At 72.5% G+C, this 23,653-nt stretch carries 19 protein-coding genes, 1 tRNA gene, 1 pseudogene and 1 riboswitch; of the genes and pseudogenes, 16 read left to right on the forward strand and 5 right to left on the reverse strand.

Features of this window, described 5'->3' with window-relative positions; genetic code table 11:
• Positions 1 to 22: 22 nt before the first annotated feature.
• Positions 23 to 994, reverse strand: coding sequence for an ABC transporter permease (locus ABTY61_RS17815; RefSeq protein WP_350505937.1), 972 nt, complete (start codon positions 992 to 994; stop codon positions 23 to 25).
• A gap of 304 nt (positions 995 to 1,298) precedes the next feature.
• Positions 1,299 to 1,393: riboswitch (ZMP/ZTP riboswitch) on the forward strand.
• Positions 1,394 to 1,413: 20 nt separating this feature from the next.
• On the opposite strand from ABTY61_RS17815, the gene ABTY61_RS17820 reads away from it, so the two are divergent.
• Positions 1,414 to 2,922, forward strand: coding sequence for a glycine hydroxymethyltransferase (locus ABTY61_RS17820; RefSeq protein ID WP_350505938.1), 1,509 nt, complete (start codon positions 1,414 to 1,416; stop codon positions 2,920 to 2,922).
• A 69-nt stretch (positions 2,923 to 2,991) separates the two neighbouring features.
• On the opposite strand, the pseudogene ABTY61_RS17825 reads toward ABTY61_RS17820, so the two are convergent.
• Positions 2,992 to 3,711: pseudogene (locus ABTY61_RS17825) on the reverse strand (aldehyde dehydrogenase family protein); the annotation flags it as partial.
• Between the two features lie 317 nt (positions 3,712 to 4,028).
• Between ABTY61_RS17825 and ABTY61_RS17830 the strand changes: the two are divergent.
• A complete protein-coding gene (locus ABTY61_RS17830; RefSeq protein ID WP_350505939.1) occupies positions 4,029 to 5,000 on the forward strand; it encodes a class I SAM-dependent methyltransferase in 972 nt (323 codons plus the stop codon).
• A gap of 92 nt (positions 5,001 to 5,092) precedes the next feature.
• Here ABTY61_RS17830 and ABTY61_RS17835 read toward each other — a convergent pair whose 3' ends face one another.
• The gene (locus tag ABTY61_RS17835; protein WP_350505940.1) at positions 5,093 to 6,751 is read right to left on the reverse strand and encodes an APC family permease; all 1,659 of its coding nucleotides are present in this window, start codon (positions 6,749 to 6,751) and stop codon (positions 5,093 to 5,095) included.
• Between the two features lie 295 nt (positions 6,752 to 7,046).
• Positions 7,047 to 7,131, reverse strand: a tRNA-Leu gene (locus tag ABTY61_RS17840).
• 408 nt (positions 7,132 to 7,539) lie between these two features.
• On the opposite strand from ABTY61_RS17840, the gene ABTY61_RS17845 reads away from it, so the two are divergent.
• Positions 7,540 to 8,049 (forward strand): ATP-binding protein, encoded by a 510-nt coding sequence (locus tag ABTY61_RS17845; RefSeq protein WP_502895345.1) that lies wholly within the window; start codon positions 7,540 to 7,542, stop codon positions 8,047 to 8,049.
• Positions 8,050 to 8,150: 101 nt separating this feature from the next.
• Here ABTY61_RS17845 and idi read toward each other — a convergent pair whose 3' ends face one another.
• Positions 8,151 to 8,798: an isopentenyl-diphosphate Delta-isomerase gene (idi, locus tag ABTY61_RS17850; protein WP_350505941.1), complete on the reverse strand. Its 648-nt coding sequence runs from the start codon at positions 8,796 to 8,798 to the stop codon at positions 8,151 to 8,153.
• A 482-nt stretch (positions 8,799 to 9,280) separates the two neighbouring features.
• Between idi and ABTY61_RS17855 the strand changes: the two genes are divergently transcribed.
• The 13 genes from ABTY61_RS17855 to hpnH all read left to right on the forward strand — a co-directional run bounded on the left by ABTY61_RS17855 (position 9,281) and on the right by hpnH (position 23,567).
• Positions 9,281 to 10,036, forward strand: coding sequence for a phosphocholine cytidylyltransferase family protein (locus ABTY61_RS17855; RefSeq protein ID WP_350505942.1), 756 nt, complete (start codon positions 9,281 to 9,283; stop codon positions 10,034 to 10,036).
• Positions 10,024 to 11,085, forward strand: coding sequence for an iron-containing alcohol dehydrogenase family protein (locus tag ABTY61_RS17860; RefSeq protein WP_350505943.1), 1,062 nt, complete (start codon positions 10,024 to 10,026; stop codon positions 11,083 to 11,085). Before ABTY61_RS17855 ends, ABTY61_RS17860 begins: the two co-directional genes overlap by 13 nt.
• 88 nt (positions 11,086 to 11,173) lie before the next feature.
• Positions 11,174 to 11,911 carry a CDP-alcohol phosphatidyltransferase family protein gene (locus tag ABTY61_RS17865; RefSeq protein ID WP_350506000.1) on the forward strand — a complete coding sequence of 246 codons (738 nt, stop codon included), beginning with the start codon at positions 11,174 to 11,176 and terminating at the stop codon, positions 11,909 to 11,911.
• 73 nt (positions 11,912 to 11,984) lie between these two features.
• On the forward strand, positions 11,985 to 12,884 hold the full coding sequence (locus ABTY61_RS17870) for a glycosyltransferase family 2 protein (RefSeq protein ID WP_350505944.1): 900 nt from the start codon (positions 11,985 to 11,987) through the stop codon (positions 12,882 to 12,884).
• Positions 12,885 to 13,024: 140 nt separating this feature from the next.
• Complete coding sequence (locus tag ABTY61_RS17875) at positions 13,025 to 13,966, forward strand: ABC transporter permease (RefSeq protein WP_350505945.1); 942 nt, start codon at positions 13,025 to 13,027, stop codon at positions 13,964 to 13,966.
• A 37-nt stretch (positions 13,967 to 14,003) separates the two neighbouring features.
• Positions 14,004 to 14,768 (forward strand): ABC transporter ATP-binding protein, encoded by a 765-nt coding sequence (locus tag ABTY61_RS17880; protein WP_350506001.1) that lies wholly within the window; start codon positions 14,004 to 14,006, stop codon positions 14,766 to 14,768.
• A 287-nt stretch (positions 14,769 to 15,055) separates the two neighbouring features.
• Complete coding sequence (gene hpnC / locus ABTY61_RS17885) at positions 15,056 to 16,003, forward strand: squalene synthase HpnC (protein WP_350505946.1); 948 nt, start codon at positions 15,056 to 15,058, stop codon at positions 16,001 to 16,003.
• 41 nt (positions 16,004 to 16,044) lie between these two features.
• On the forward strand, positions 16,045 to 16,902 hold the full coding sequence (gene hpnD, locus ABTY61_RS17890) for a presqualene diphosphate synthase HpnD (protein ID WP_350506002.1): 858 nt from the start codon (positions 16,045 to 16,047) through the stop codon (positions 16,900 to 16,902).
• Positions 16,903 to 17,056: 154 nt separating this feature from the next.
• On the forward strand, positions 17,057 to 18,499 hold the full coding sequence (gene hpnE / locus ABTY61_RS17895) for a hydroxysqualene dehydroxylase HpnE (RefSeq protein WP_350505947.1): 1,443 nt from the start codon (positions 17,057 to 17,059) through the stop codon (positions 18,497 to 18,499).
• 182 nt (positions 18,500 to 18,681) lie between these two features.
• Positions 18,682 to 19,770: a polyprenyl synthetase family protein gene (locus ABTY61_RS17900; RefSeq protein ID WP_502895346.1), complete on the forward strand. Its 1,089-nt coding sequence runs from the start codon at positions 18,682 to 18,684 to the stop codon at positions 19,768 to 19,770.
• A 7-nt stretch (positions 19,771 to 19,777) separates the two neighbouring features.
• Positions 19,778 to 21,859, forward strand: a complete 2,082-nt coding sequence (gene shc, locus ABTY61_RS17905) for a squalene--hopene cyclase (protein WP_350505948.1) — start codon at positions 19,778 to 19,780, stop codon at positions 21,857 to 21,859.
• The gene (locus ABTY61_RS17910; protein ID WP_350505949.1) at positions 21,856 to 22,536 is read left to right on the forward strand and encodes a phosphorylase family protein; all 681 of its coding nucleotides are present in this window, start codon (positions 21,856 to 21,858) and stop codon (positions 22,534 to 22,536) included. Before shc ends, ABTY61_RS17910 begins: the two co-directional genes overlap by 4 nt.
• 2 nt (positions 22,537 to 22,538) lie before the next feature.
• Positions 22,539 to 23,567, forward strand: a complete 1,029-nt coding sequence (hpnH, locus tag ABTY61_RS17915) for an adenosyl-hopene transferase HpnH (RefSeq protein WP_350505950.1) — start codon at positions 22,539 to 22,541, stop codon at positions 23,565 to 23,567.
• The last annotated feature ends 86 nt before the right edge of the window (positions 23,568 to 23,653 follow it).

Genomic DNA, 23,653 nt, shown 5'->3' on the forward strand with positions numbered 1-23,653 from the left:
ACGGACGGAACGGGAAGCAGGCTCAGCGGCCGCGGCGCGGGTCCAGCGCGTCCCGGACGGCGTCGCCGAGCAGGTTGAAGGCGAGCACGAACACCAGCAGGGCCACGCCGGGGAAGACCAGGTAGGTGGGGTCGGCCTGGAAGACCTCCGAGCCGCGCGAGATCATCCGCCCCCAGTCGGGGACGGGCTCGGTGATGCCGACGCCGAGGAAGGACAGCGCGGCTTCGGAGGCGACGAAGGTCGGCACGGCCATGGTGGCGTGCACGATCAGCTGGGAGCGGACGTTCGGCAGCAGTTCGTGGACGACGATGTGGAGCCTTCCCGCCCCCTGCGCCCGGGCGGACTGCACGAAATCCCTTTCCCGGAGCGAGCGGACGGTGGCCCGGAGGGAAAGCGCGAGCGGAATCCAGCCGAACGCGGAGAAGACCAGGATCAGCACCAGGAACTGCATCCACTCCGGTTCCGCGGCGCCCGGATCGACCAGTCGGGACTGGATCACCGGGCTGAGCGCGAGCAGCAGGAGCAGCGTCGGAAAGGCCAGCAGCACATTGGCGAGGAAGCCGAAAAGCCGGTCCGCGATCCCGCCGAGGTATCCGACCGCGACCCCGGCCAGCACGCCGAGCGTGGTGGTCACGGCGGCCGCGGCGAAGGCGATCAGCAGCGAGGTGCGGATGCCGTACAGCAGCTGGGTCAGCACGTCCCGGCCGAGGCCGGGCTCCAGGCCGAACCAGAACTCGCCGGAGACCCCGCCGTTCGGCAGCATCGGCAGGCCGCCGTCGCTGAGCAGGCCCGGAGTGTTCTGGCCGTAGTGCTCGACCGGGTTCTTCCCGTACAGGGCGGCGACCAGCGGCGCGGCCAGGGCGAGCAGCAGGATCAGCAGGACGACGGCGGAGGCGGCGGCGCCGACCCGGTCGCGCAGCACCCGGCGCAGCAGGCCCGGTGCGGCGGACCCGGGGGCCGGGCCGGTAACTGCGACTGTGTCGACCGCTGCCATGAGAGGTGTACTCCCCGAATTCTCCGCCGCCCCGTGGGTGAGGGGCGCTGGTGGGCATTTACCGATCGGCACCAGGGGGTTTCCCGGGGGCCGTTCGGGCGACATCAGATCGGATGCGTCCGACGTTCCGCAAATCACCGGAAGGCGCCCCACGGGAATTCCTTCCGGACTGTTTCGAGAATTGTGGCGGCTTCATTTCCCTGCAACACGGCCGTTGCGGGAGAACGGACATAACCTGCCCAATCGGACCGGCCGTTCCGCATTCTGAGACCTCCGCCACAGTCCCCGGGGTGTTGATACGATCCCGGTGGACCGCGACTGGCGCGTAGGGATGGAATCGACCATCGGGAAGCGGTCCCGTGAATCCTCACGTCGTTGCCGAGCGCCTGGGCCGCCCGCATCCCCACCAGGAGACCGCCATGGCCCAGACCCCCGCGTCCGACCAGATTCCCGCGCAGCAGCCGCAGCCGCACCCGCAGCAGCCGCACACCGCCGCGAGCCCGGCGGCCGACACCGCCTTCCGCAGCGCCCTCGGCGTCGTGGCCGGCGTGGAGCCGCGGATCGCCGCCGCCATCGGCCGGGAGCTCGGGGACCAGCGTGCCTCGCTCAAGCTGATCGCCAGCGAGAACTACGCCTCCCCGGCCGTCCTGCTCACCATGGGCAACTGGCTCAGCGACAAGTACGCCGAGGGCACCGTCGGCCGCCGTTTCTACGCCGGCTGCCGCAACGTCGACACCGTCGAGGCGATCGCCGCCGAGCACGCCCGTGAGCTGTTCGGCGCCGAACACGCCTACGTCCAGCCGCACTCGGGCATCGACGCCAACCTCACCGCCTTCTGGGCCGTCCTCTCCCAGCGGGTCGAGAGCCCGGCCCTGGAGCGGGCCGCCGCGCGCAACGTCAACGACCTCACCGAGGAGGACTGGGCCCTGCTGCGCCAGGAACTGGGCAACCAGCGGATGCTCGGCATGTCCCTGGACACCGGCGGCCACCTCACCCACGGCTTCCGGCCCAACATCTCGGGCAAGATGTTCGAGCAGCGCAGCTACGGCACCGACCCGGTCACCGGCCTGATCGACTACGACGCGCTGCGCGAGACCGCCCGCGAGTTCCGCCCGCTGATCCTGGTGGCCGGCTACTCCGCCTACCCGCGACTGGTGAACTTCCGCAAGATGCGGGAGATCGCGGACGAGGTCGGCGCGACCCTCATGGTCGACATGGCGCACTTCGCCGGCCTGGTCGCGGGCAAGGTGCTGACCGGCGACCACGACCCGGTGCCGCACGCCCACATCGTCACCACGACCACCCACAAGTCCCTGCGCGGCCCGCGCGGCGGCATGGTGCTCAGCAACACCGAGCTCGCCGAACACGTCGACCGCGGCTGCCCGTTGGTGCTCGGCGGCCCGCTCTCGCACGTGATGGCCGCCAAGGCCGTCGCCCTCGCCGAGGCCCGCCGCCCCGAGTTCCGGGCCTACGCCCGCGCGGTGGTCGACAACGCCCAGGCGCTGGCCGAGGGCCTGCTGCGCCGCGGTGGCAAGCTGGTCACCGGCGGCACCGACAACCACCTGGTGCTCGCCGACGTCTCCGGCTACGGCCTGACGGGCCGCCAGGCCGAGGCGGCGCTGCTCGACTCGGGCATCGTCACCAACCGCAACTCCGTTCCGCAGGACCCGAACGGCGCCTGGTACACCTCGGGCGTGCGGCTGGGCACCCCGGCGCTCACCACCCGCGGTCTGGGTGTCGTCGAGATGGACGAGATCGCCGCCCTGATCGACACCGTCCTGCGCGCCACCACCCCCACCACCACCGCCAACGGGGCTCCGTCCAAGGCGAACTACGCCCTCGACGAGGCCCTGCGCGACGGCATCGCCAAGCGCGCCGCCGACCTCCTGGCGCCGTTCCCGCTCTACCCGGGCGTCGACCTGGTCTGACCGCACCGGAGGCGCCGGCCGTGACTCCGGGCCGCCGAAGGGAAGTTCGGCGGCCCGGAGTCAACCTCTCTAGTACTGGAGCGACTTGTACTGCAGGAACTCCTCCAGTCCGTGCCGCCCCAGTTCGCGGCCGAGCCCGGAGCCCTTGTAACCGCCGAACGGGGCCAGCGGGTCCGGGCCGCCTGCCAGCAGCCGGGCGCCCTGGGCGAGCGCGCCCTCCAGGTAGCCCCGGACCCGCGCCAGCTGCTTGGCGTTGATCAGCGGGCCGATCCGGGTCTGCGGGTCGGTCGGGTCGCCCGGGACGTACTTCTCGGCGGCCTTGGCGGCGAGCGCGACCACCTCCTCGTACTGGTCCCGGTGCACCAGCAGACGCGTCCAGGCGCTGCACGTCTGGCCGGAGTTGGCGAAGACGTTGGCGACGTTGACGTTCACCGCCCGGGCCAGGTCGGCGCCCGGCAGCACCACGTTGGCGGACTTGCCGCCCAGCTCCAGGGCGACCCGCTTGAGCCCGCGCCCGGCCGTCTCGGCGACCTGCCGACCGACCGCGGTGGAGCCGGTGAAGGACACCACGTCCACCTCCGGATGGGCGGCGAGCGCCGCGCCCGCGACCGCCCCGGTGCCGGTCACCAGGTTGAACACCCCGGCGGGGAAGCCGGCTTCGTCCACCAGTCGGGCGAACAGCCGGGCCACCAGCGGGGTGTCCTCGGCGGGCTTGAGGACCACCGGGCAGCCGGCCGGCCCGCCGTCCGGGCCGCCCGTGACAACGGTGGGCGCGGCGGATGCGACCAAGATCATCCGTAGGGCCGGTGACCCGGGGCGGCCTTCTCGGGACGGAATGGACGTGCGCCACCCGCCGGGGCCGTGTTCACCTCCGCCCGCGGGGCCGGTAGCGCCGGCGGTCCCACAATTCGAGACCCGAAAGCCCTCCTCATCCCCCGGGCACCCGCTGTAGATTGCAGCGAACTCCGTGGTGGGGCCTACTGTCGGTGGAGGGTCGACTCGTGTACGGCCGGTGATCCGGCGCGTCCGGGGGGCTGGGTAGGCCGCCACCACGCCGAGGTGTGGCTCAGAACCCGCAGGTCATCCGTACCGCTAAGGAGCATGCCGTGACCGACACCGCGTTGAAGGGCGAACCGCAGCAGCCCGTCGAACCCGCTGTGTTGGAGGACGTCCCGGGATGGTTCTGGGACCACGACCGGCACTCCTTCGAGTGGTTCCTCGGGCGCCAGGCGAAGCAGGGTGTCACCGGCGACCTCATGGAGATGGGCGCCTACCTCGGCCGCAGTGCGATCGTGATCGGCGAGCACCTTCAGCCGGGCGAGTCCTTCACCGTCTGTGACCTGTTCGACTCGGACGCACCGGACGAGGAGAACTCCGACGAGATGGACCTCTCCTACCGGAAGACGCTGACCCGCTCGGCTTTCGAGGCCAACTACCTGTCCTTCCACGACGAGCTGCCGGACATCATCCAGGCCCCGACCTCGGTGCTCGCGGGCGGACGGGTCCCGGCCGGGGCGTACCGCTTCATCCACATCGACGCCTCGCACCTCTACGAGCACGTGGTGGGCGACCTCCAGGTGGCCCGGGTCGCGCTGCAGGACCAGGGCGTCGTGGTCCTGGACGACTACCGGTCCCAGCACACCCCCGGCGTCGCGGCCGCGACCTGGGAGGCGGTGTTCAACCACGGCCTCAAGCCGATCATGCTCACCGAGTGCAAGTTCTACGGCACCTGGGGCGACCCGGAGCCGTTCCAGCGCGACCTGCTGGACCGGGTGGACCTCGCCGTCGGCTGCGAGCTGGCCACCGAGACGCTGAACCGCCGGCAGGTGGTGCGGATGGCCGGCAGCTCGGAGGGCATCCACCCGTTCCGCCCCTCCCGCCACGAGCGGCGGGCCGTCGAGGCGCCGGAGCCCGAGCTCTCCTCCCGGACGGCCCGGGACGAGGCCGCGCTGGAGCTCGCCGCCCGCCGCACCCGCGCCGCCGAGGCACGCCGCCCGGTCAACGTCGCCAAGCGCGCCGCCAAGGACCTGCTTCCCCCGGTCGTCACCTCGGCCATCCGGCGCGCCCGCCGCGGCTGACCGGAGCCGCCGGAGCACCCCGCCCGGTCACCCCGCCCCGAACACGCCGAAGGGCCGGTCGTCCCGACCGGCCCTTCGAAGCACCTACCCGCTCAGACCCGCGAAGGCTCCGCGGTCCCGGCGGCCTCAGCGGAGGCCTGGGCCTCCGCCTCGGCCGCCAGCTCGCGGCGCACCTCGGCCAGCGAGGGGTTGGCCCAGGCGCTGGCGACACCCCAGTAGTAGAACACCAGCCCGATCGCGGCCACGATCAGCAGGTCCCAGCCCTCCGGCAGGTAGCCGTGCCCGCCGAAGTCGGAGCTGCCGGCCCAGGAGATCCCGGCCATCACGAACAGGTAGGCGACCATCCAGGCGCCCGCCTTGAGGTGCGGCTTCAGCTCGCCGAACGGCTTGCGCAGCTCGTACCAGGCCCAGATCGGCAGGCCGGCGGCCATCAGCAGGATGACCTTGCCGGTGAGCGGCCAGCGGGCCCAGTACAGGACCAGCGAGCCGAAGACCATGGCGATCGGCGCGATCACCGGCATGGCCTTGAGCTTCACCGGCCGCTGGAGGTCCGGCGCGAGGCGGCGCAGCGCCATCACGGCGACCGGGCCGGTGATGTACGAGATCACGGTGGCGACCGAGACGATCTCGGCCAGCGAGCCCCAGCCGCGGAAGACCGCGAGGAACAGGAAGGCGACCAGCAGGTTCAGCAGCAGCGCCGGGCGCGGGATGCCGGTCTTGGCGTCGACCTTGCCGAAGAGCTTCGGCAGGTGGCCGTTCTCCTGCACGCCGTGGATCATGCGCGAGGTGGTGGCGGCGTAGATCATGCCGGTGCCGGACGGCGAGACGAAGGCGTCCGCGTAGAGCAGCAGCGCGAGCCAGTTGATGCCCCAGGCGATCGCCAGGTCCGCGAGCGGCGAGGTGTAGGAGAGGCTGCTCCAGCCCTGCGACAGGTCGGCGGCCGGGATGGCGCCGATGAACGCGACCTGCAGCGCGACGTAGATCACCAGGGCGATCAGGATCGAGCCGATGACGGCCTTCGGCAGCGACTTGCCGGGGTTGCGGGCCTCGCCGGCCAGGTTCAGCGGGGACTGGAAGCCGTTGAAGGCCCAGACGATGCCGGAGACGGCGACGGCGGTGAACACCGCGCTCCAGCCGTTCGGCGCGAAGCCGCCCGGCTGGGTGAAGTGCGAGGTGTCGAAGTGCGCGAGGAGCAGCGCACCGGCGGTCAGCGTCGGCACGACGACCTTGAACACGGTGATCGCGGTGTTGGTCTTGGCGAACAGCGTGATCGCGAACCAGTTGAGGGCGAAGTACACCAGCAGCAGCACGCTGGCCAGCGCCACCCCGCTGATGGTGAGCTCCTTGCCGTCGTACAGGCCCTTGGCCCAGCCGAAGTGCCAGGAGCTCATGTACTGGACGGAGGCGGTGGCCTCGCCCGGGATGACCGAGACGATGGCGATCCAGTTGGCCCAGGCGGCCAGGTAGCCGGCCAGCGAGCCGTGCGAGTACTGGCCGTACCGGACCATGCCGCCGGCCTTGGGGAACATCGAGCCGAGCTCGCTGTAGGTGAGGGCGATGGTGAGCGCCACGGCGGCGCCGATCACCCAGGCGAGGATCGAGGCGGGGCCGGCCAGCTTGGCCGCCCGCTCGGCACCGAACAGCCAGCCGGACCCGATGATCGAGCCGAGCCCGACCGCGGTCAGGCTGATCGTCCCGAGCGATCGACGGTAGTTCTGGTGTGATGCCGTCGACGAAGCGGGCTCACTCAACGTATCGGTCCTCTCGCTCGGGGTTCAGCGGATGGTGTCGGCGCTTTTGCGGTTTTGGGTCGGTATTCCGGACAAACCCCAGCAGCCTAAGGTTCCAAATGGGGCGAATACCTCAGAGGAAGCTCAAACCGCTCGATCGTTGCCATCTCGTGTCCGGTTTTCGGACGGACGGGACCGCTCGACGAGACCGTCGCCACACCGCCACCGGCGGTGGATCAGGGGGAGAGCCGGCTCCGGGCCGGAAAAAAGAAATTCCCCGTGGGATCCTTTCGGATTCCACGGGGAATTTCGACTGTGTCCGAGGGGGGACTTGAACCCCCACGCCCGATAAAGGGCACTAGCACCTCAAGCTAGCGCGTCTGCCATTCCGCCACCCGGACAGGGTGTGTGCTTCGGGGGTTTTTCTCTCGCCCCCTCGGCGACAGAGAGAACATTACCAGGCTTCCGGAGTGCTTCTCACCTGCGTTTCCTCGGCCCGGGGCGGGACGGCGCCGGCGCCCGGCCTCGAGCTCGCTCGGGGGCCGCCGTCCCGATGGGACGCCCGGCCCCTGCGGACTGGCTGGGACGGCTCGGGAGGGCGCTCGAACGCCGGGCGAACCGGTGAGGAGCGCGAAGCAAACGATCGGTTTCGCCCCCACCGGCGATCGGTCCCGATCGGAACCGATCCGACACGGGCAACTTGTCGACGGTGCCACGGCCGCACCGACCGCTCTCCTAGCCTCTGTGGACCGAGGGCGCCATGATGCGGATCGCCTGATTCCCGGGTCGCGGACGAAGGGCGGCTGGACGTGGAGCAGATCAGCGGGGCGGCGAAGGCCGAGCCGAGACGCGGCGCCCGGTCGGGCGTCCGGCCGGCCGCCGGCGGTCCGGTCGAGGGCGTGTGGCGCTTCCGGGTGCCCGCCGTCGAGGCCTCCGTGCCGCGCACCCGCCACGCGGTGCGGGACCGCCTGCTGGCCCAGGGCATGGCCGGGGTGCGCTACCAGGAGCTGGTGGACGACGTGCTGCTGATCGTCTCCGAGCTGGTCGGCAACGCGGTGAAGCACGCGGCCGAGCTGTCGCCCGAGGTGACCACCGAGCTTTCGGTGCGCCGGGGCTGGGTGCGGGTCTCGGTCGAGGACGGCGACCCTTACCGGCCGAAGGCCCTGGAGAGCGACACCGGCCGCACCGGCGGGCGCGGACTGCTGCTGGTGAAGAGCGTCACCCTCCAGGCCGGCGGGGTGTGCGACGTCGAGCACACGGGGGAGGGCGGCAAGGTCATCTGGGCCTCGCTGCCCGTCCCCCCGGAGCCCGGGCCCTGACGGGCGCCCCCACGAGGGCGGGCGCCCCCACGAGGGCGGGCGGCCTCCCGGGGACGGCCGCCCCCGGCATGGGGACGGCCACCCGCACGGACGCGAGTCCGCTACCAGTCCCGCCCGGCGATCTCCCGGATCCCCGGCAGCGCGGCCTCGAAGACCGTCTCGAACCAGACCGAGAACGGGCGCCCGGCCCGCAGCTCGCGCAGTTCCTGGGCGGTCACGAAGGCGAAGTCGTCGACCTCCTCCGGGTTCGGCTGGACCGGCGCGGTGACCAGCCCGACGAACAGGTGGTTCCACTCCCGCTCGATCAGCCCGGTGGCCTCGTCCGGCAGGTCGTAGCGGACCGTCCCGGCCTCGCAGAGCAGCGCGGGCGCGATGCCCAGCTCCTCGGCGGTGCGCCGGGCGGCGGCGACGAACGGCGGCTCGTCCGGGTACGGGTGCCCGCAGCAGGTGTTCGACCAGACGCCGGGGGAGTGGTACTTGCCGAGCGCCCGGCGCTGCAGCAGCAAACGGCCCTGGCGGTCGAAGAGGAACACCGAGAAGGCCCGGTGCAGCCGGCCCGGCTGCTGGTGGGCCCAGAGCTTCTCGGCGGTGCCGATCGTGGTGCCCTCGTCGTCGACCAGTTCCAGCAGGATCTCGGTGCCCGAGGCGGCGGTGGCCCGGGGGTCGACCGGCACGTCTGTCTCCACGTCCAGGCCGCTGTCGATCTCGGCGGCGAAGTGGGTCGGGTCGGTCGGCGGACTCTGGGGCATGGGGCCTCTTTCGGGAGGGGGAGCAACGGGAGCAACGAGTGCGTCGTGGGAACCCGTCGGGGTGCGCGGGACGCAGCGCGGGCACCGGCGCCGCGCTCCAGTCTGCCGTATGGGTGGCGGTCCGGACGGGTCCCACGCACAACCGGGCGGATCATGACGCGGGGTCGTCCGGATCCTGGTAAAGAACGGTCCGGGACACCCCCGGAAGGGTCATTGGACCCGAAGAGCAGTTCGATGTCCGTTCCCATTCCGTTCGATCACTTCTCCTCCACCGAGCCGTCACCCCGGCGTCTCCGGCCGCGTTCGGGCGGGTCGCCCCGGTCGCCTACCATCGCTTAGGACACGCTGCCCGGATCTGTGCCGGTCCGGCGCGCCGCCTCCGGGCCCGGCCGTATGCCGGTCCGACGGGCAACAGCGCGGCCGGGCCCGTCGGCACATCCCCGCGCGAACCGCACCACGCACGACGGATCAGGAGACCCCGCATGATCGGCCTCGTTCTGGCAGCCGGCGCCGGCCGCCGGCTGCGCCCGTACACCGACACCCTGCCGAAGGCGCTGGTGCCGGTCGACGGCGAGCGGACCGTCCTGGACCTCACCCTCCGCAACTTCGCCGAGGTCGGACTGCGCGAGGCGGCGATCGTCGTCGGCTACCGCAAGGAGGCGGTGTACGACCGCAAGGACGCCCTGGAGGGCAAGTACGGCGTCAAGCTCCACCTGGTCGAGAACGACAAGGCCGAGGAGTGGAACAACGCGTACTCGCTCTGGTGCGCCCGCGAGCTGTTCGCCGAGGGCCTGCTGCTGGCCAACGGCGACACCGTCCACCCGGCCTCGGTGCAGCGCACCATGCTGGAGGGCAACCGGCGGCTGACCGACGCGGGCGCCGCCCCCGGCATCCTGCTCGCCCTCGACACGGTGAAGAAGCTCGCCGACGAGGAGATGAAGGTCGTCGTCGACCCGGCCGCCGGCATGCGCCGGATCACCAAGCTGATGGACCCGGCCGACGCGAGCGGAGAGTACATCGGCGTCACGGTGATCAACCCGGCCGCCGCCGCCGACCTCACCGACGCGCTGCGCACCACCTACGAGCGCGACCCCCAGCTGTACTACGAGGACGGCTACCAGGAGATGGTCGACCGCGGCCTGCGGATCGACGTGCAGCCGATCGGCGAGGTGTCCTGGGTCGAGGTCGACAACCACGACGACCTGGCGAAGGCGCGGGAGATCGCGTGCCAGTACTGACCCGGCTGGTCCCGTCGCCGCTGTTCGCCGAGATCCGCCCGGGCGCGCTGGACTCGCTCGGCGGCATCCTGGCGGACCAGCGGCTGTCGGCCTCGGGCCGGATCGCGGTGGCGATCAGCAACGGTTCCGGCGCCGCGATGCGCGAGCGCCTGGAGCCGGCCCTGCCCGGCGCCGACTGGTACAACGTGGACGACGGCAGCCTCGACAGCGCGGTGCGGTTCGCCGAGGAGATGCGCGGCAAGCACTACGACGCGGTCGTCGGCCTCGGCGGCGGCAAGATCATCGACGCCGCCAAGTACGCCGCCGCCCGGGTCGGCCTGCCGGTCGTCGCGGTCGCCACCAACCTGGCCCACGACGGCATCTGCTCGCCGGTCTCCACCCTCGACAACGACGCCGGCCGGGGCTCCTACGGGGTGCCCAGTCCGATCGGCATCATCGTCGACCTGGACGTGATCCGGCAGGCCCCGCAGCGCTTCGTGGCGGCCGGGATAGGCGACGTGGTCTCCAACATCTCGGCCTGCGCGGACTGGGAGTTGTCGCACGCCGTCACCGGCGAGCCGGTGGACGGACTGGCCGTGGCGATGGCCCGCTCGGCCGGCGAGAACCTGCTCCGGCACCCGGGGAGCACGCAGGACCAGGACCTCCTGACGGCCCTCGCGGAAGCCCTGGTACTGTCCGGCATCGCGATGAACATCGCGGGCAGTTCCCGGCCCTCGTCGGGTGCCTGCCACGAGATCTGCCATGCCCTGGACGTGATGTACCCCAAGCGCTCCGCCCAGCACGGAGAACAGGTCGGCCTCGGCGCGGCGTTCGCCAGCTTCCTGCGGGGCGAGCGCGAGCTGACCGGTCTGATCGTGGAGCGCCTGAGGAGCCACGGCCTGCCGGTGACCGCCGCTCAAATGGGTTTCACCGAGGCGGAGTTCACCGAAGCGGTGCACTACGCTCCGAACACCCGCCCGGGGCGCTACACCATCCTGGAACACCTCGACCTCTCCCCTTCCGCAATCAGGGACGCGTACGCCGACTATGTCCAAGCCGTCAACAGCTGACCCCTCCACCGTGGCCGAGCGGCCCCCGGTGGACCTGACCCGCCGGCCCTCGATCGAGGAACTGCGCGCGGTGATCCACCCGGAGGGCATGCTCCAGCGCCGCAGCGCCGAGCACTGGGCCGGGCGCCTGTACATGCGGAAGATCTCGCTGCGGATCACCCGCGTGCTGTCCACCATGACGGCGATCACGCCCAACGGCCTGACCTACCTGATGATGTTCACCGGCATCCTGGCCGGTGCCGCGCTGGTCGTGCCGGGCATCACCGGTGCCGTCCTGGGCGCCCTGCTGATCCAGGTCTACCTGCTGCTGGACTGCGTGGACGGCGAGGTCGCCCGCTGGCGCCGGCAGACTTCGCTCACCGGCGTCTACCTGGACCGGGTCGGCCACTACATGTCCGAGGCGGCCCTGCTGACCGGCCTCGGCCTGCGCGCCACCGACCTGCTGCACCGCGGGGGCGGCGGCTCGCACTGGGAGTGGGCGTTCCTGGGCACGCTGGCCGCGCTCGGCGCGATCCTGATCAAGTCCGAGACGGACCTGGTGGACGTGGCCCGGGCCCGCAGCGGCCTGACGGCCGTCGAGGACAGCGCCTCGGTGCCGCGCTCCGCCTCGGTGGCCAAGGCCCGCAAGGCTGCCTCCCTGCTGAAGTTCCACCGCCTGGTCGGCGCGGTCGAGGCCTCGCTGTTCATCCTGGCGGCCGGGATCGCCGACGCGGTGCACGGCGGGCTGTTCTTCACCCGGCTCGCGGTCGTGGTGCTGGCGGCGATCGCCATGCTGCAGACCGTGCTGCACCTGCTGAGCATCGTGCTCTCGAGCAGGCTCCGATGAACGGGCGGAGCGAGTTCATGATCGTGAGGTGCGCACGGGCGCATGCCCCTGCCGGGCGAAGCGAGGCGGGCGCATGAGCACTTCCACCACCGCGGAGGACTTCCGCCTCGGCGTCGTCATCATCACGATGGGCAACCGGCCCGCCGAGCTCAACGCCCTGATCGAGTCCGTCCGCGCCCAGGAGGGCCCGGAGGTCCAGTTCGCCGTGGTCGCCCAGGGCGCGAAGCTGCCCCCGCTGCCCGCGGGCGTGCGCACCGTCGAGCTGCCGGAGAACGTCGGCATCCCGGGCGGGCGCAACGTCGGCATCGAGCTGTTCGGCCCGGACGGCCGGGACGTGGACGCCGTGCTCTTCCTGGACGACGACGGCCTGCTGCCGCGCACCGACTCCGCCCGGCTGCTGCGCGAGGCCTTCACCGCCGACCCGGAGCTGGGCATCGTGTCCTTCCGGATCGAGGACCCGGACACCGGGGTCACCCAGCGCCGGCACGTGCCCCGGCTGCGCGCCAGCGACCCGCTGCGCTCCTCCCGGGTGACCACCTTCCTGGGCGGCGCGAGCGCCGTGCGCTGCAAGGTGTTCGAGCAGGCCGGGCAGCTGCCGGCCGAGTTCTTCTACGCCCACGAGGAGACCGACCTCGCGTGGCGCGCCCTGGACGCGGGCTGGGCCATCGACTACCGGGCGGACGTGGTGCTGCACCACCCCGCCACCTCGCCGGCCCGGCACGCCGCCTACTTCCACAACGTGGCCCGTAACAGGGTCTGGCTCGCGAGGCGGAACCTTCCGGCCCCGTTGGTGCCTCTCTATCTGGGAACCTGGTTTCTGCTGACCCTGGCCCGACGTCCCTCCGCGGAGGGGATGAAGGCCTGGATGGGCGGATTCCGGGCGGGCTTCCGCGAACCCTGCGGTGCGCGGCGGCCCATGCGATGGCGGACCGTCTGGCGACTGACCAGGATGGGCCGACCTCCGATCATCTGATTGGATCAGACGATCGATCGCCGTGGCCGGTGACCACACACCGGCCGGAACCCCCCCGTGATCCCAGGATCCCCATCGGCGCAAGGCCGGCGGACCCCCGCCGACCGGCCGCCCCGACCGATCCCGCGCGAAGGACGAATGTGTCGACAGTGAGTGAACCCGTCAGCCTCTCAGCCCCGAGGGGGGCGGACGCGGGCCTGACCCCCAAGCAGCTTGCGGACAAGTACGGTCTGTCGGTGAGCGGCGCCCGCCCCGGTGTGTTCGCCTACACCAAGCAGCTCTGGGCCCGGCGCCACTTCATCTGGGCCTTCGCCACCGCCCGCCTGGTGGCCCAGTACACCGACGCCAAGCTGGGCCAGCTCTGGCAGGTCGTGACCCCGCTGCTCAACTGCGGCGTGTTCTACCTGGTCTTCGGCGTCATCCTGGAGAACAAGGACGGCTTCCCGCCGCACACCTACATCGCCTGGCTCTGCATCGGCGTCTTCATCTTCCAGTTCACCCAGAACGCGGTGCAGTCCGGCACCCGGGCGATCTCCGACAACCTCGGCCTGATCCGCGCGCTGCACTTCCCGCGCGCCAGCCTGCCGATCGCCTTCACCGTGATCCAGCTCCAGCAGCTGCTGATCTCGATGGTCGTGCTGGTCGTCACCGTGCTGGCCTCCGGCATCACCCCGGGCAAGACCTGGCTGCTGATCATCCCGGCGCTGCTGCTGCAGACCATGTTCAACACCGGCGTCTCGCTGATCTTCGCCCGGATCGGCGCCAAGACCAGCGACATCTCCCAGCTGATCCCGTTCGTGATGCGGGCCTGGATGTTCCTGTCCGGCGTGATGTTCAGCATCCAGGACCGGGTCCACAAGTGGCCGCACTACATCCAGGTGATCTGCAACATCAACCCGGCCTCGGTCTACATGGACCTGCTGCGGCACGCCTTCGCACCGATCATCTACAACAAGCACCAGCCCGCGCACCAGTCCCTGCCGCCGCACCAGTGGACCTACGGCATCGCCTGGGCGGTCGGGATCTTCGTCATCGGATACGTCTTCTTCTGGAAGGCCGAGGAGGAGTACGGCCGTGGCTGACACCGACCTGAGCAAGCAGGACGCCGTGCCGGACACGATGGTGGCCCGCGAGCCCACCGTCGTCGTCGACGACGTGCACATCGTCTACCGGGTGCACGGCGCCGGCTCCGGCAAGGGCAGCGCCACCTCGGCGCTGAGCCGCATCATCAGCCGCAAGCGCGGCTCCGGCGTGCGCGAGGTGCACGCCGTCAAGGGCATCAGCTTCACCGCGTACAAGGGCGAGGCGGTCGGCCTGATCGGCTCCAACGGCTCCGGCAAGTCGACCATGCTGGCCGCCATCGCGGGCCTGCTGCCGACCGAGAAGGGCGGCATCTACACCAACGGCCAGCCCTCGCTGCTGGGCGTCAACGCGGCCCTGATGAACGAGCTCAGCGGTGAGCGCAACGTCGTCCTGGGCTGCTTGGCGATGGGGATGTCCCCGGCCGACGTGCGGGCGCGCTACCAGGAGATCGTCGACTTCTCCGGCATCAACGACAAGGGCGACTTCATCTCCCTGCCGATGCGCACCTACTCCTCCGGCATGGGCGCCCGGCTGCGCTTCTCCATCGCCGCCGCCAAGACCCACGACGTGCTGCTGATCGACGAGGCGCTGGCCACCGGCGACCAGGCCTTCCAGCAGCGCAGCAAGAAGCGGATCGAGGAGCTGCGCGGCTCCGCCGGTACGGTCTTCCTGGTCAGCCACGACAACAACTCGATCCGCGAGGTCTGCGAGCGGACCATCTGGATCGAGGCCGGCGAGCTGGTCATGGACGGCCCGACCGACGAGGTCGTCGGCCGCTACGAGCGCGGCGAGCGCCCGTAGCGAACCTCTGGCACCGAAGGGCCGGCCCCGGAACACTCCGGGACCGGCCCTTCGGCGTGCGCGGCTAGCCCGGGTGGCCCGCCGCCGCGGGGGTGAGCGCCACCGTGCGCCGGGCGGGGCGCTCTTCTCGGGCGCGGCGCGTGGTGTCAGGCTGGGGGCGCGGGGGCGGTGTGCCGTGCGTGACGCCCGCGCTCGGACGCGTGTCCGAGTCGGACCGGTGGTACCCAGCGGTGTAGAACGGGGGAGTGACTGCAGTGTCGGCTTCGGCCCAGCCCAGAGATACGCCGGTGAACCCTTCCACGGGACAGACCCTGGAGAAGGCGGGTGCGGAGAACTTCCCGGTCGCCCCCTTCTTCCTGCCCGCGGCCTGGCGCGACGACCTGATGGCCGTCTACGGCTTCGCCCGGCTGGTCGACGACGCCGGCGACGGCGACCTCGCCGACCCGGCCGCCACCGCCGCCCTGCTGGGGGTCGAAGAGCGGCCCCCCGCCACCCCTTCGGCCCAGTCCGGCCCGCCGAGCCCGGCGGAGGTCTCCTTCCGGCTCGCCCTGCTCCACGGACTGGAGCGCGACCTCGACCGGGTGTTCGAGACCGCGCTGCACCCCGCCGACGCCGAACGCCCCCGCCACCCGCTGTTCAGCGCCCTCGTCCCGCTGGTCGACAAGCACGGCCTCACCCCCGAGCCGTTCCGCCGTCTGATCGAGGCCAACCGGGTGGACCAGACCACCGCCCGTTACGCCACCTACGACGACCTGGTCGGCTACTGCACGCTCTCCGCCGACCCGATCGGCCGCCTGGTGCTGGCCATCGCGGGCGTCTCCACCCCCGAGCGGATCGCCCTCTCCGACGCCATCTGCACCGCCCTCCAAGTGGTCGAACACCTGCAGGACGTGGCCGAGGACCTCTCCCACGGCCGGATCTACCTCCCCACCGAGGACCTGGAACGCTTCGGCGTCTCCGAGGAGGAGCTCGCCGCCCCCGCCGCCACCGGCGCGGTCCGGGAACTGATCGCCTTCGAGGTCGAACGGGCCCGCACCCTGCTCGACCGCGGCGCACCATTGGTAGGTACGGTTCGGGGGAGGCTTCGACTGCTCCTGGCGGGATTCACCGCAGGCGGCTACGCGGCCCTGGCGGCCGTCGAGGACGCCGGGTACGACGTGCTCGCCCGGCAGGCGAAGCCGGACAAGCGCCGCCTCGCAGTGAAGGCGGCGGCCATCTTCGCGAAGGGAAGGTGAACGCCCGAGTGGCGGCATCACCACTGGCGTCGGCCCCGGTCATGGCGGCGTACCGGTACTGCGAGGCAGTCACCGGACTGCAGGCACGCAACTTCAGCTACGGCATCCGCCTGCTGCCCGAACCCAAGCGGCTGGCCATGTCGGCCCTGTACGCGCTGGCCCGCCGGGTGGACGACATCGGCGACGGCGACCTCCCGGCCGACCGCAAGGCCGAGGCCCTGGTGCGCACCCGGGAACTGGTGGACGAGGTCCGCTCCGGGGCGGTCGCCGAGGACGACACCGACCCGATCAAGGTCGCCCTGGCCGACGCGGCCAGGCGCTTCCCGATCCCGCTCGGCGGCTTCGACGAGCTGATCGACGGCGTGGAGATGGACCTCAAGGGCGCCGAGTACCAGACGTACGAGGAGCTCAAGGTCTACTGCCGCTGCGTGGCGGGCGCCATCGGCCGGCTCTCGCTGGGCGTCTACGGCTGCGAGGACCCGGAGCGCGGGGCGCAGTACGCGGACACCCTGGGCCTGGCCCTGCAGCTCACCAACATCCTGCGCGACCTGCGCGAGGACGCCCTGACCGGCCGTACCTACCTGCCCACCGAGGACCTGGTCCGGTTCGGCTGCGAGCAGGGCTTCGCCCTGCCCAAGCCCCCGGTCGGCGCCGACTTCACCGGACTGGTGGCGTTCGAGGCCGCCCGCGCCCAGGCCGCCTTCGAGGAGGGCCTGCGCCTGCTGCCCCTGCTCGACCGCCGCAGCCGCGCCTGCACCGCCGCGATGGCCGGGATCTACCACCGGCTGCTCGGCCGGATCGCCGCCGACCCGGAGTCGGTGCTGCGCGGCCGGGTGTCGCTCCCGGGCTGGGAGAAGGCGTACGTGGCGCTTTCCGGGCTCGCCGGGGGGCGTTCTTGATTCTCGCCACGGTTCTGTCACGCTGTGTCAGCGGGGAATCACATCCGGGTGGAGCCGTGTTGACCACGGTGCCGTCCACGACGGCGCCGGCCGCGAGCGGGCCGGCCACAGCGACCGTCGCCGGGCGGTCCGGCGACTGCGAGGGGGAGAGCCGATGACCGGGCGAGCCGATGCCGCGCGCCCGGCCGCCGTCGTGGTCGGCGGCGGTCTGGCCGGGATCACCACGGCCCTGCGACTGGCCGAGGCCGGCCACCGGGTCACCCTCGCCGAGGGGCGCCCCCGGCTCGGCGGCCTGGCCTTCTCGTTCCAGCGCGGCGACCTGACCGTGGACAACGGCCAGCACGTCTTCCTGCGCTGCTGCACTGCCTACCGCGGCCTGCTGGAGCGCCTGGGCGCCACCCGGATGACCCACCTCCAGGACCGGCTGGACGTCCCGGTGCTCTCCGTCACCGGCCCCGACGAGGCCCCGGTGCGCACCCTCGGCCGACTGCGCCGGGCCGGCCTGCCCGTCCCGCTGCACCTGGCCGGCAGCCTCGCCCGCTACCCGCACCTGTCCCCGGCCGACCGCGCCCGGGTGGTCCGCGGCGCGCTCGCCCTCAAGGGCCTGGACCTCGCCGACCCGGCGCTGGACGGGCTCTCCTTCGGCGAGTGGCTGCGCCGCAACGGGCAGAACGACGCCACCACGGCCGCGCTCTGGGAGCTGGTCGGCGTCGCCACCCTGAACGCCCGGGCCGACCAGGTGTCCCTGGCGCTCGCCGCGATGGTGTTCAAGACCGGACTGCTCTCCGACCCGGGAGCCTCCGACATCGGCATCGCCGCCGTCCCGCTGGGCGTGATCCACCACGACCGGGCGCTCGCCGAGCTGGAACGCGCCGGCGTGCGGGTCCTGCTCCGCGCCCGGGTCGCGGAGCTCAAGCCGGCCGCGCCCCAGCACGCCGTCCGGCTGGAGGGCGGCCAGTCGGGGAACGGCGAGCTGCTCACCGCCGACACCGTCGTGCTGGCCGGCGCCCAGGACACCGCGGCCGCCCTGCTGCCGCCGGGCGCCGTCCCCCACCGCCTGGAGGACTTCGGCACCACGCCGATCCTCAACGTGCACGTGGTCTACGACCGCAAGGTGCTGCGCCGGCCGTTCTTCGCCGCGCTCGGCAGCCCGGTCCAGTGGGTCTTCGACCGCACCACCCACTCCGGCCTGGCCGGTACGCCGATCGGCCGAGCCCACCCCGGCGCCCAGTACCTGGCGCTGTCCCAGTCCGCGGTCCAGGACGAGATCGACCTGCCGGTCGCCGAACTGCGCGACCGCTACCTGCCCGAGCTGGCCCGGCTGCTCCCGGCCGCCGCGGGCGCCGAGGTGCTGGACTTCTTCGTCACCCGGGAGCGCACCGCCACCTTCGACGGGGCGCCCGGCAGTGCCGCGCTGCGCCCCGGGGCCGCGACCGGGGTGCCCGGCCTGCTGCTGGCCGGTGCGTGGACCGCCACCGGATGGCCCGCGACCATGGAGGGCGCGGTGCGCAGCGGCCACGCCGCCGCCGACGCCGCGCTGGCCGCGGCCGGCGCCAGGGTGCCGGCGGACCGGGGCGACGGGCGGTGGCCCCGGTGACGGCGGGGCCCGCCGCCGGAGAGCCCGCGAGAGCCGACGGGCGTACCGTCGGCCCCATCGGCCGTACCGACACCGATCGCTGCGGCACCACCCGTGTCGACCCCGTCCGGGTCGACACCAGCCGCACCGACAGCACCCGGCCGCCCCGTGCGGTCCGGCAGCACGAGGGAGAGGGAACGCACGTGGAGTCACGCACCGGCTTCGCCGTCGGAGGCACGGCGCACGCCGAACCGGTCTCGGTGCCGGAGCTGCTGGCCCGCAGCCGGACGCTCTGCGCCCCGCCGCTACGGGCCACCGTCGCCCGTCTGGCCGCACCGATGGACACCGTCGCCGCCTACCACTTCGGCTGGATCGACCGGGACGGCACCCCGGTGGAGGGCGACGGCGGCAAGGCCGTGCGCCCCGCGCTGGCCCTGCTGTCCGCCCAGGCGGCCGGTGCGGCGCCCGAGGTGGGGGTGCCCGGCGGGGTGGCTGTTGAACTGGTGCACAACTTCTCCCTGCTCCATGATGATCTGATGGACGGTGACGAGACCCGCCGGCACCGGGCCACCGCCTGGACGGTCTTCGGTCCGGCCCAGGCGATCCTGGTCGGCGACGCCCTGGCGACGCTCGGCACGGAGGTGCTGCTCGACGCCGGGGAGACCGGCGGGGCGAGCCCCGTCGACGCCGCGCGCGCCGTCCGGCTGCTCACCACCGCGACCCGCAGACTGATCGACGGCCAGGCCATGGACGTCGCCTTCGAACAGCGCGACAGCGTCACCGTCGCCGAATGCCTGGAGATGGAGGGCGGCAAGACGGCGGCCCTGCTGGCCGCGGCCTCGGCGATCGGCGCCGTCCTGGCCGGGGCCGACGACAAGGTCTCCGGCGCGCTCCAGCGCTACGGCCACCACCTGGGCCTGGCCTTCCAGGCGGTGGACGACCTGCTCGGCATCTGGGGCGCGACCGAGGTCACCGGCAAGCCGCACTTCGGCGACCTGCGCCAGCGCAAGAAGTCCCTGCCGGTCGCGGCCGCGCTCGCCGAGGGCGGTGCCGCCTCGCGCCGGCTGGCCGAACAGCTCGCGGACCCGAAGGGCCGGGGCGAGGAGGGCGAGCCCGAGCTCGCCGCCCGAGCCGGGCTGATCGAGGAGGCCGGCGGCCGCGCCTGGACCCAGGAGGAGGCCCGCCGCCAGCACACGACTGCCCTCGCCGCCCTGGACGAGGTGCCCATGTCCGACGGGGTGCGCGAGCACTTCGTCGCACTCGCCGAATTCGTGGTGGTACGAGAGAGGTGACGTTACGTTGACAGCAACCGCGGACGGCCGGCTCGACCCTGAGTACGATCCCGAGCCGGTCGCGGTGGGCGACCGCCCCCCGACCCTGCTGGGTGCGGGGCGGTGGCAGCCCGAGGACACCGACCGGCCGCGGCCGGCCGGTGGGGCGGACCGGCAGCCCGGAGACGCGCGCGAGGCCCTCGCGCGCGCCACCACCCACCTGCTCTCGCTGCAGTCCTCCGAGGGCTGGTGGAAGGGCGACCTGGAGACCAACGTCACCATGGACGCCGAGGACTTACTGCTCCGGCAGTTCCTGGGCATCAGGACGGAGGAGCTGACCCGGGCCACCGCCGAGTGGATCCGCTCCCAGCAGCGGGAGGACGGCACCTGGGCCACCTTCCACGGCGGACCGGCCGAACTCTCCACCACCGTCGAGGCCTACGTCGCCCTCAAGCTCGCCGGCGACGACCCGGACGCCCCGCACATGCTGGCCGCCGCGCGCTACGTCCGCTCCGCCGGGGGCATCGCGGCCGCCCGGGTGTTCACCCGGATCTGGCTCGCGCTCTTCGGCTGGTGGCCCTGGGACCGGCTGCCCGAGATGCCGCCCGAGATCATCTTCCTGCCCAAGTGGCTGCCGCTGAACATCTACGCCTTCGGCTGCTGGGCCCGGCAGACCATCGTCCCGCTGACCATCGTCTCGTCCCACCGCCCGGTCCGTCCGGCCCCCTTCGCGCTCACCGAGCTGCACACCGACCCGGACCACCCGTACCCCGACCGGCCGCTCGCCCCCGCCACCAGCTGGGACGGCCTGTTCGAGCGCCTGGACAAGGCGCTGCACGCCTACCACCACCGGGCCTTCCGGCCGCTGCGCCGGCTCGCCGTCGCCCAGGCCTGCCGGTGGATCGTCGAGCGGCAGGAGGCCGACGGCTGCTGGGGCGGGATCCAGCCGCCCGCCGTCTACTCGCTGATCGCCCTGCACCTGGAGGGCTACGAGCTGGAGCACCCGGTGATGAAGGCCGGGCTCTCCTCCTTCGACCGCTTCACCGTGCACACCGAGGACGGCATGCGCTGGATGGAGGCCTGCCAGTCCCCGGTCTGGGACACCTGCCTGGCCACCATCGCGCTGGTCGACGCCGGGGTGCCGGCCGACCACCCGGCGCTGGTCTCCGCCGTCGACTGGATGCTCGGCGAGGAGATCCGCAAGCGCGGCGACTGGTCCGTCCAGCGGCCCGCCCTGCCGGCCGGCGGCTGGGCCTTCGAGTTCGAGAACGACACCTACCCCGACATCGACGACACCGCCGAGGTGGTGCTGGCGCTGCGCCGGGTCGCCCATCCGGACCAGGCCAGGGTCGACGCCGCGGTGGACCGGGGCGTGCTGTGGAACCTCGGCATGCAGTCCAAGAACGGCGCCTGGGGCGCCTTCGACGTCGACAACACCAGCCTGCTGCCGAACAAGCTGCCGTTCTGCGACTTCGGCGAGGTGGTCGACCCGCCGTCCGCGGACGTCACCGCCCACGTGGTCGAGATGCTCGCCGAGACCGGCCGGGCCCGGGACCCGCGCACCCGGCGCGGCGTCGAGTGGCTGCTGCGCCACCAGGAGGCGGACGGCTCCTGGTTCGGCCGCTGGGGCACCAACTACATCTACGGCACCGGCTCGGTGCTGCCCGCCCTGGTCGCGGCCGGCGTCCCGGACGAGCACCCGGCGATCCGCCGGGCGGTGCGCTGGCTGGAGGACCGGCAGAACGCCGACGGCGGCTGGGGCGAGGACATGCGCTCCTACGACGACCCGGCGCGCTGGGCCGGTCGCGGCGACTCCACCGCCTCGCAGACCGCGTGGGCGCTGATGGCGCTGCTCGCGGCGGGCGAGGGCCCGGACGGCCGGGCCAACCCGGCGGTGGAGCGCGGGGTCGAGTGGCTGGTGCGCACCCAGCTGCCCGAGGGCACCTGGGACGAGCCGCAGTTCACCGGCACCGGCTTCCCGTGGGACTTCTCCATCAACTACCACCTGTACCGGCTGGTCTTCCCGGTCACCGCGCTCGGCCGCTACCTCAACGGCAGCCCCGGGATGGTGCAGCCGGCCGGCACCCCGTCGATCGGGGCGGGGCGGTGACCACCGCCCCGCTGCTGGTGCTCTGCGCCCTGGGCCCCGAGGTGTGGGCCCTGCGCGGCGGTGACTGGCGCGGCGCGGCCGGCGGCTCCCCGGTCCTGGTGCGCACCGGGGTCGGCCGGCGGCGCGCCGGGACGGCCGTGCGGCGCGTGCTCGGCTGCGCCCCGGGCGGCTACGGCGCGGTGGTGGTGGCCGGCTTCGGCGCCGCCGTCGGGCCGGGCGTGGCGCCGGGCGAGGTGGTGGCCGCGGACGGCGTGCGCGACGCCGAGGGCCACCTCTACCCGGTCGGCTCCGGGCCGGAACTGGCCCGGGCGCTCAAGGAGCACGGTCTGACCGCGCACACCGGGGTGCACCACACCGCCGACCACGTGGTGCGCGGCATCGAGCGGCGCGCCCTGCACCTCCAGGGGGCGCTCGCCGTCGACATGGAGGCCGCCGCCGTCCTGGCCGCGCTGCGGGAGGTGCGCCCGGCGCTGCCCGTGGCCGTGCTGCGGGTGGTGGTGGACACCCCCGACCACGAGCTGCTCCGGCCGGGCACGCTCCCGGCCGGGGTGCGCGCCTGGCGCACCCTGCGGGCGACGGTACCCGCCCTGGTCGACTGGTACCGACAGGAGCTCGACACCCGCTCCGCAGTCCTGAACCACCCCACATCCTCGACGCTCCCCCAGGAGGCGAGCTAGCCATGGCCATGCCGTTGCGCCAGACCGTGCGGGTCGGCACCTACCTGATGCAGCAGAAGCTGCTCAAGCGAAGGGACAAGTTCCCGCTGATCGTCGAGCTGGAGCCGCTGTTCGCCTGCAACCTCGCCTGCGAGGGCTGCGGCAAGATCCAGCACCCGGCCGGCGTGCTCAAGCAGCGGATGCCCGTCGCCCAGGCGGTCGGGGCGGTCCTGGAGTCGGGTGCCCCGATGGTCTCGATCGCCGGCGGCGAGCCGCTGATGCACCCGCAGATCGACGAGATCGTCCGGCAGCTGGTGGAGCGCCGCAAGTACGTCTTCCTCTGCACCAACGCGCTGCTGATGCGCAAGAAGATGGACAAGTTCAAGCCCTCGCCGTACTTCACCTTCGCGGTGCACATCGACGGCCTGCGCGAGCGGCACGACGAGTCGGTGGCCAAGGAGGGCACCTTCGACGAGGCGGTGGCGGCGATCAAGGAGGCCAAGCGGCGCGGCTTCCGGGTCACCACCAACAGCACCTTCTTCAACACCGACACCGCGCAGACCGTCATCGACGTCCTGGACTTCCTCAACGACGAGCTGAAGGTCGACGAGATGATGATCTCCCCGGCCTACGCCTACGAGAAGGCCCCCGACCAGGAGCACTTCCTCGGCGTCGAGCAGACCCGGGAGCTGTTCCGCAAAGCCTTCGCCGGCGGCAACCGCAAGCGCTGGCGCCTCAACCACAGCCCGCTCTTCCTGGACTTCCTGGAGGGCAAGGCCGACTTCGAGTGCACCCCCTGGGGCATCCCCAACTACTCGCTGTTCGGCTGGCAGCGGCCCTGCTACCTGATGGCGGACGGCTACGTGCCGACCTACCGCGAGCTGGTCGAGAAGACCGACTGGAGCAAGTACGGGCGCGGCAAGGACCCGCGCTGCGAGAACTGCATGGCCCACTGCGGCTACGAGCCGACCGCTGTCCTCGCGACCATCGGCTCGCTCCAGCAGTCGCTGCGCGCCATCACCGAGACCGTCAGCTCCAACCGCGGGCGCTGAGCCGGGGCGGCGCCGCCCGCCACCGCAGCCGCTCCGTCCTGAGCTCCCGTCCGGCCCGGGCCCTCGTGCCCGGGCCGGCCCCGCCC

Source organism: Kitasatospora sp. NPDC096128, from assembly GCF_040303105.1.
GTDB lineage: Bacteria > Actinomycetota > Actinomycetes > Streptomycetales > Streptomycetaceae > Kitasatospora.

What these genes read in the sequence shown, in the direction of transcription:
- ABTY61_RS17815 (WP_350505937.1), bottom strand. Translation starts at nt 994, where the DNA reads ATGGCAGCGGTCGACACAGTCGCAGTTACCGGCCCGGCCCCCGGGTCC.
- ABTY61_RS17820 (WP_350505938.1), top strand. Translation starts at nt 1,414, where the DNA reads ATGGCCCAGACCCCCGCGTCCGACCAGATTCCCGCGCAGCAGCCGCAG.
- idi (WP_350505941.1), bottom strand. Translation starts at nt 8,798, where the DNA reads ATGCCCCAGAGTCCGCCGACCGACCCGACCCACTTCGCCGCCGAGATC.
- ABTY61_RS17855 (WP_350505942.1), top strand. Translation starts at nt 9,281, where the DNA reads ATGATCGGCCTCGTTCTGGCAGCCGGCGCCGGCCGCCGGCTGCGCCCG.
- ABTY61_RS17865 (WP_350506000.1), top strand. Translation starts at nt 11,174, where the DNA reads ATGCTCCAGCGCCGCAGCGCCGAGCACTGGGCCGGGCGCCTGTACATG.
- ABTY61_RS17870 (WP_350505944.1), top strand. Translation starts at nt 11,985, where the DNA reads ATGAGCACTTCCACCACCGCGGAGGACTTCCGCCTCGGCGTCGTCATC.
- ABTY61_RS17880 (WP_350506001.1), top strand. Translation starts at nt 14,004, where the DNA reads ATGGTGGCCCGCGAGCCCACCGTCGTCGTCGACGACGTGCACATCGTC.
- hpnD (WP_350506002.1), top strand. Translation starts at nt 16,045, where the DNA reads ATGGCGGCGTACCGGTACTGCGAGGCAGTCACCGGACTGCAGGCACGC.
- hpnE (WP_350505947.1), top strand. Translation starts at nt 17,057, where the DNA reads ATGACCGGGCGAGCCGATGCCGCGCGCCCGGCCGCCGTCGTGGTCGGC.
- hpnH (WP_350505950.1), top strand. Translation starts at nt 22,539, where the DNA reads ATGGCCATGCCGTTGCGCCAGACCGTGCGGGTCGGCACCTACCTGATG.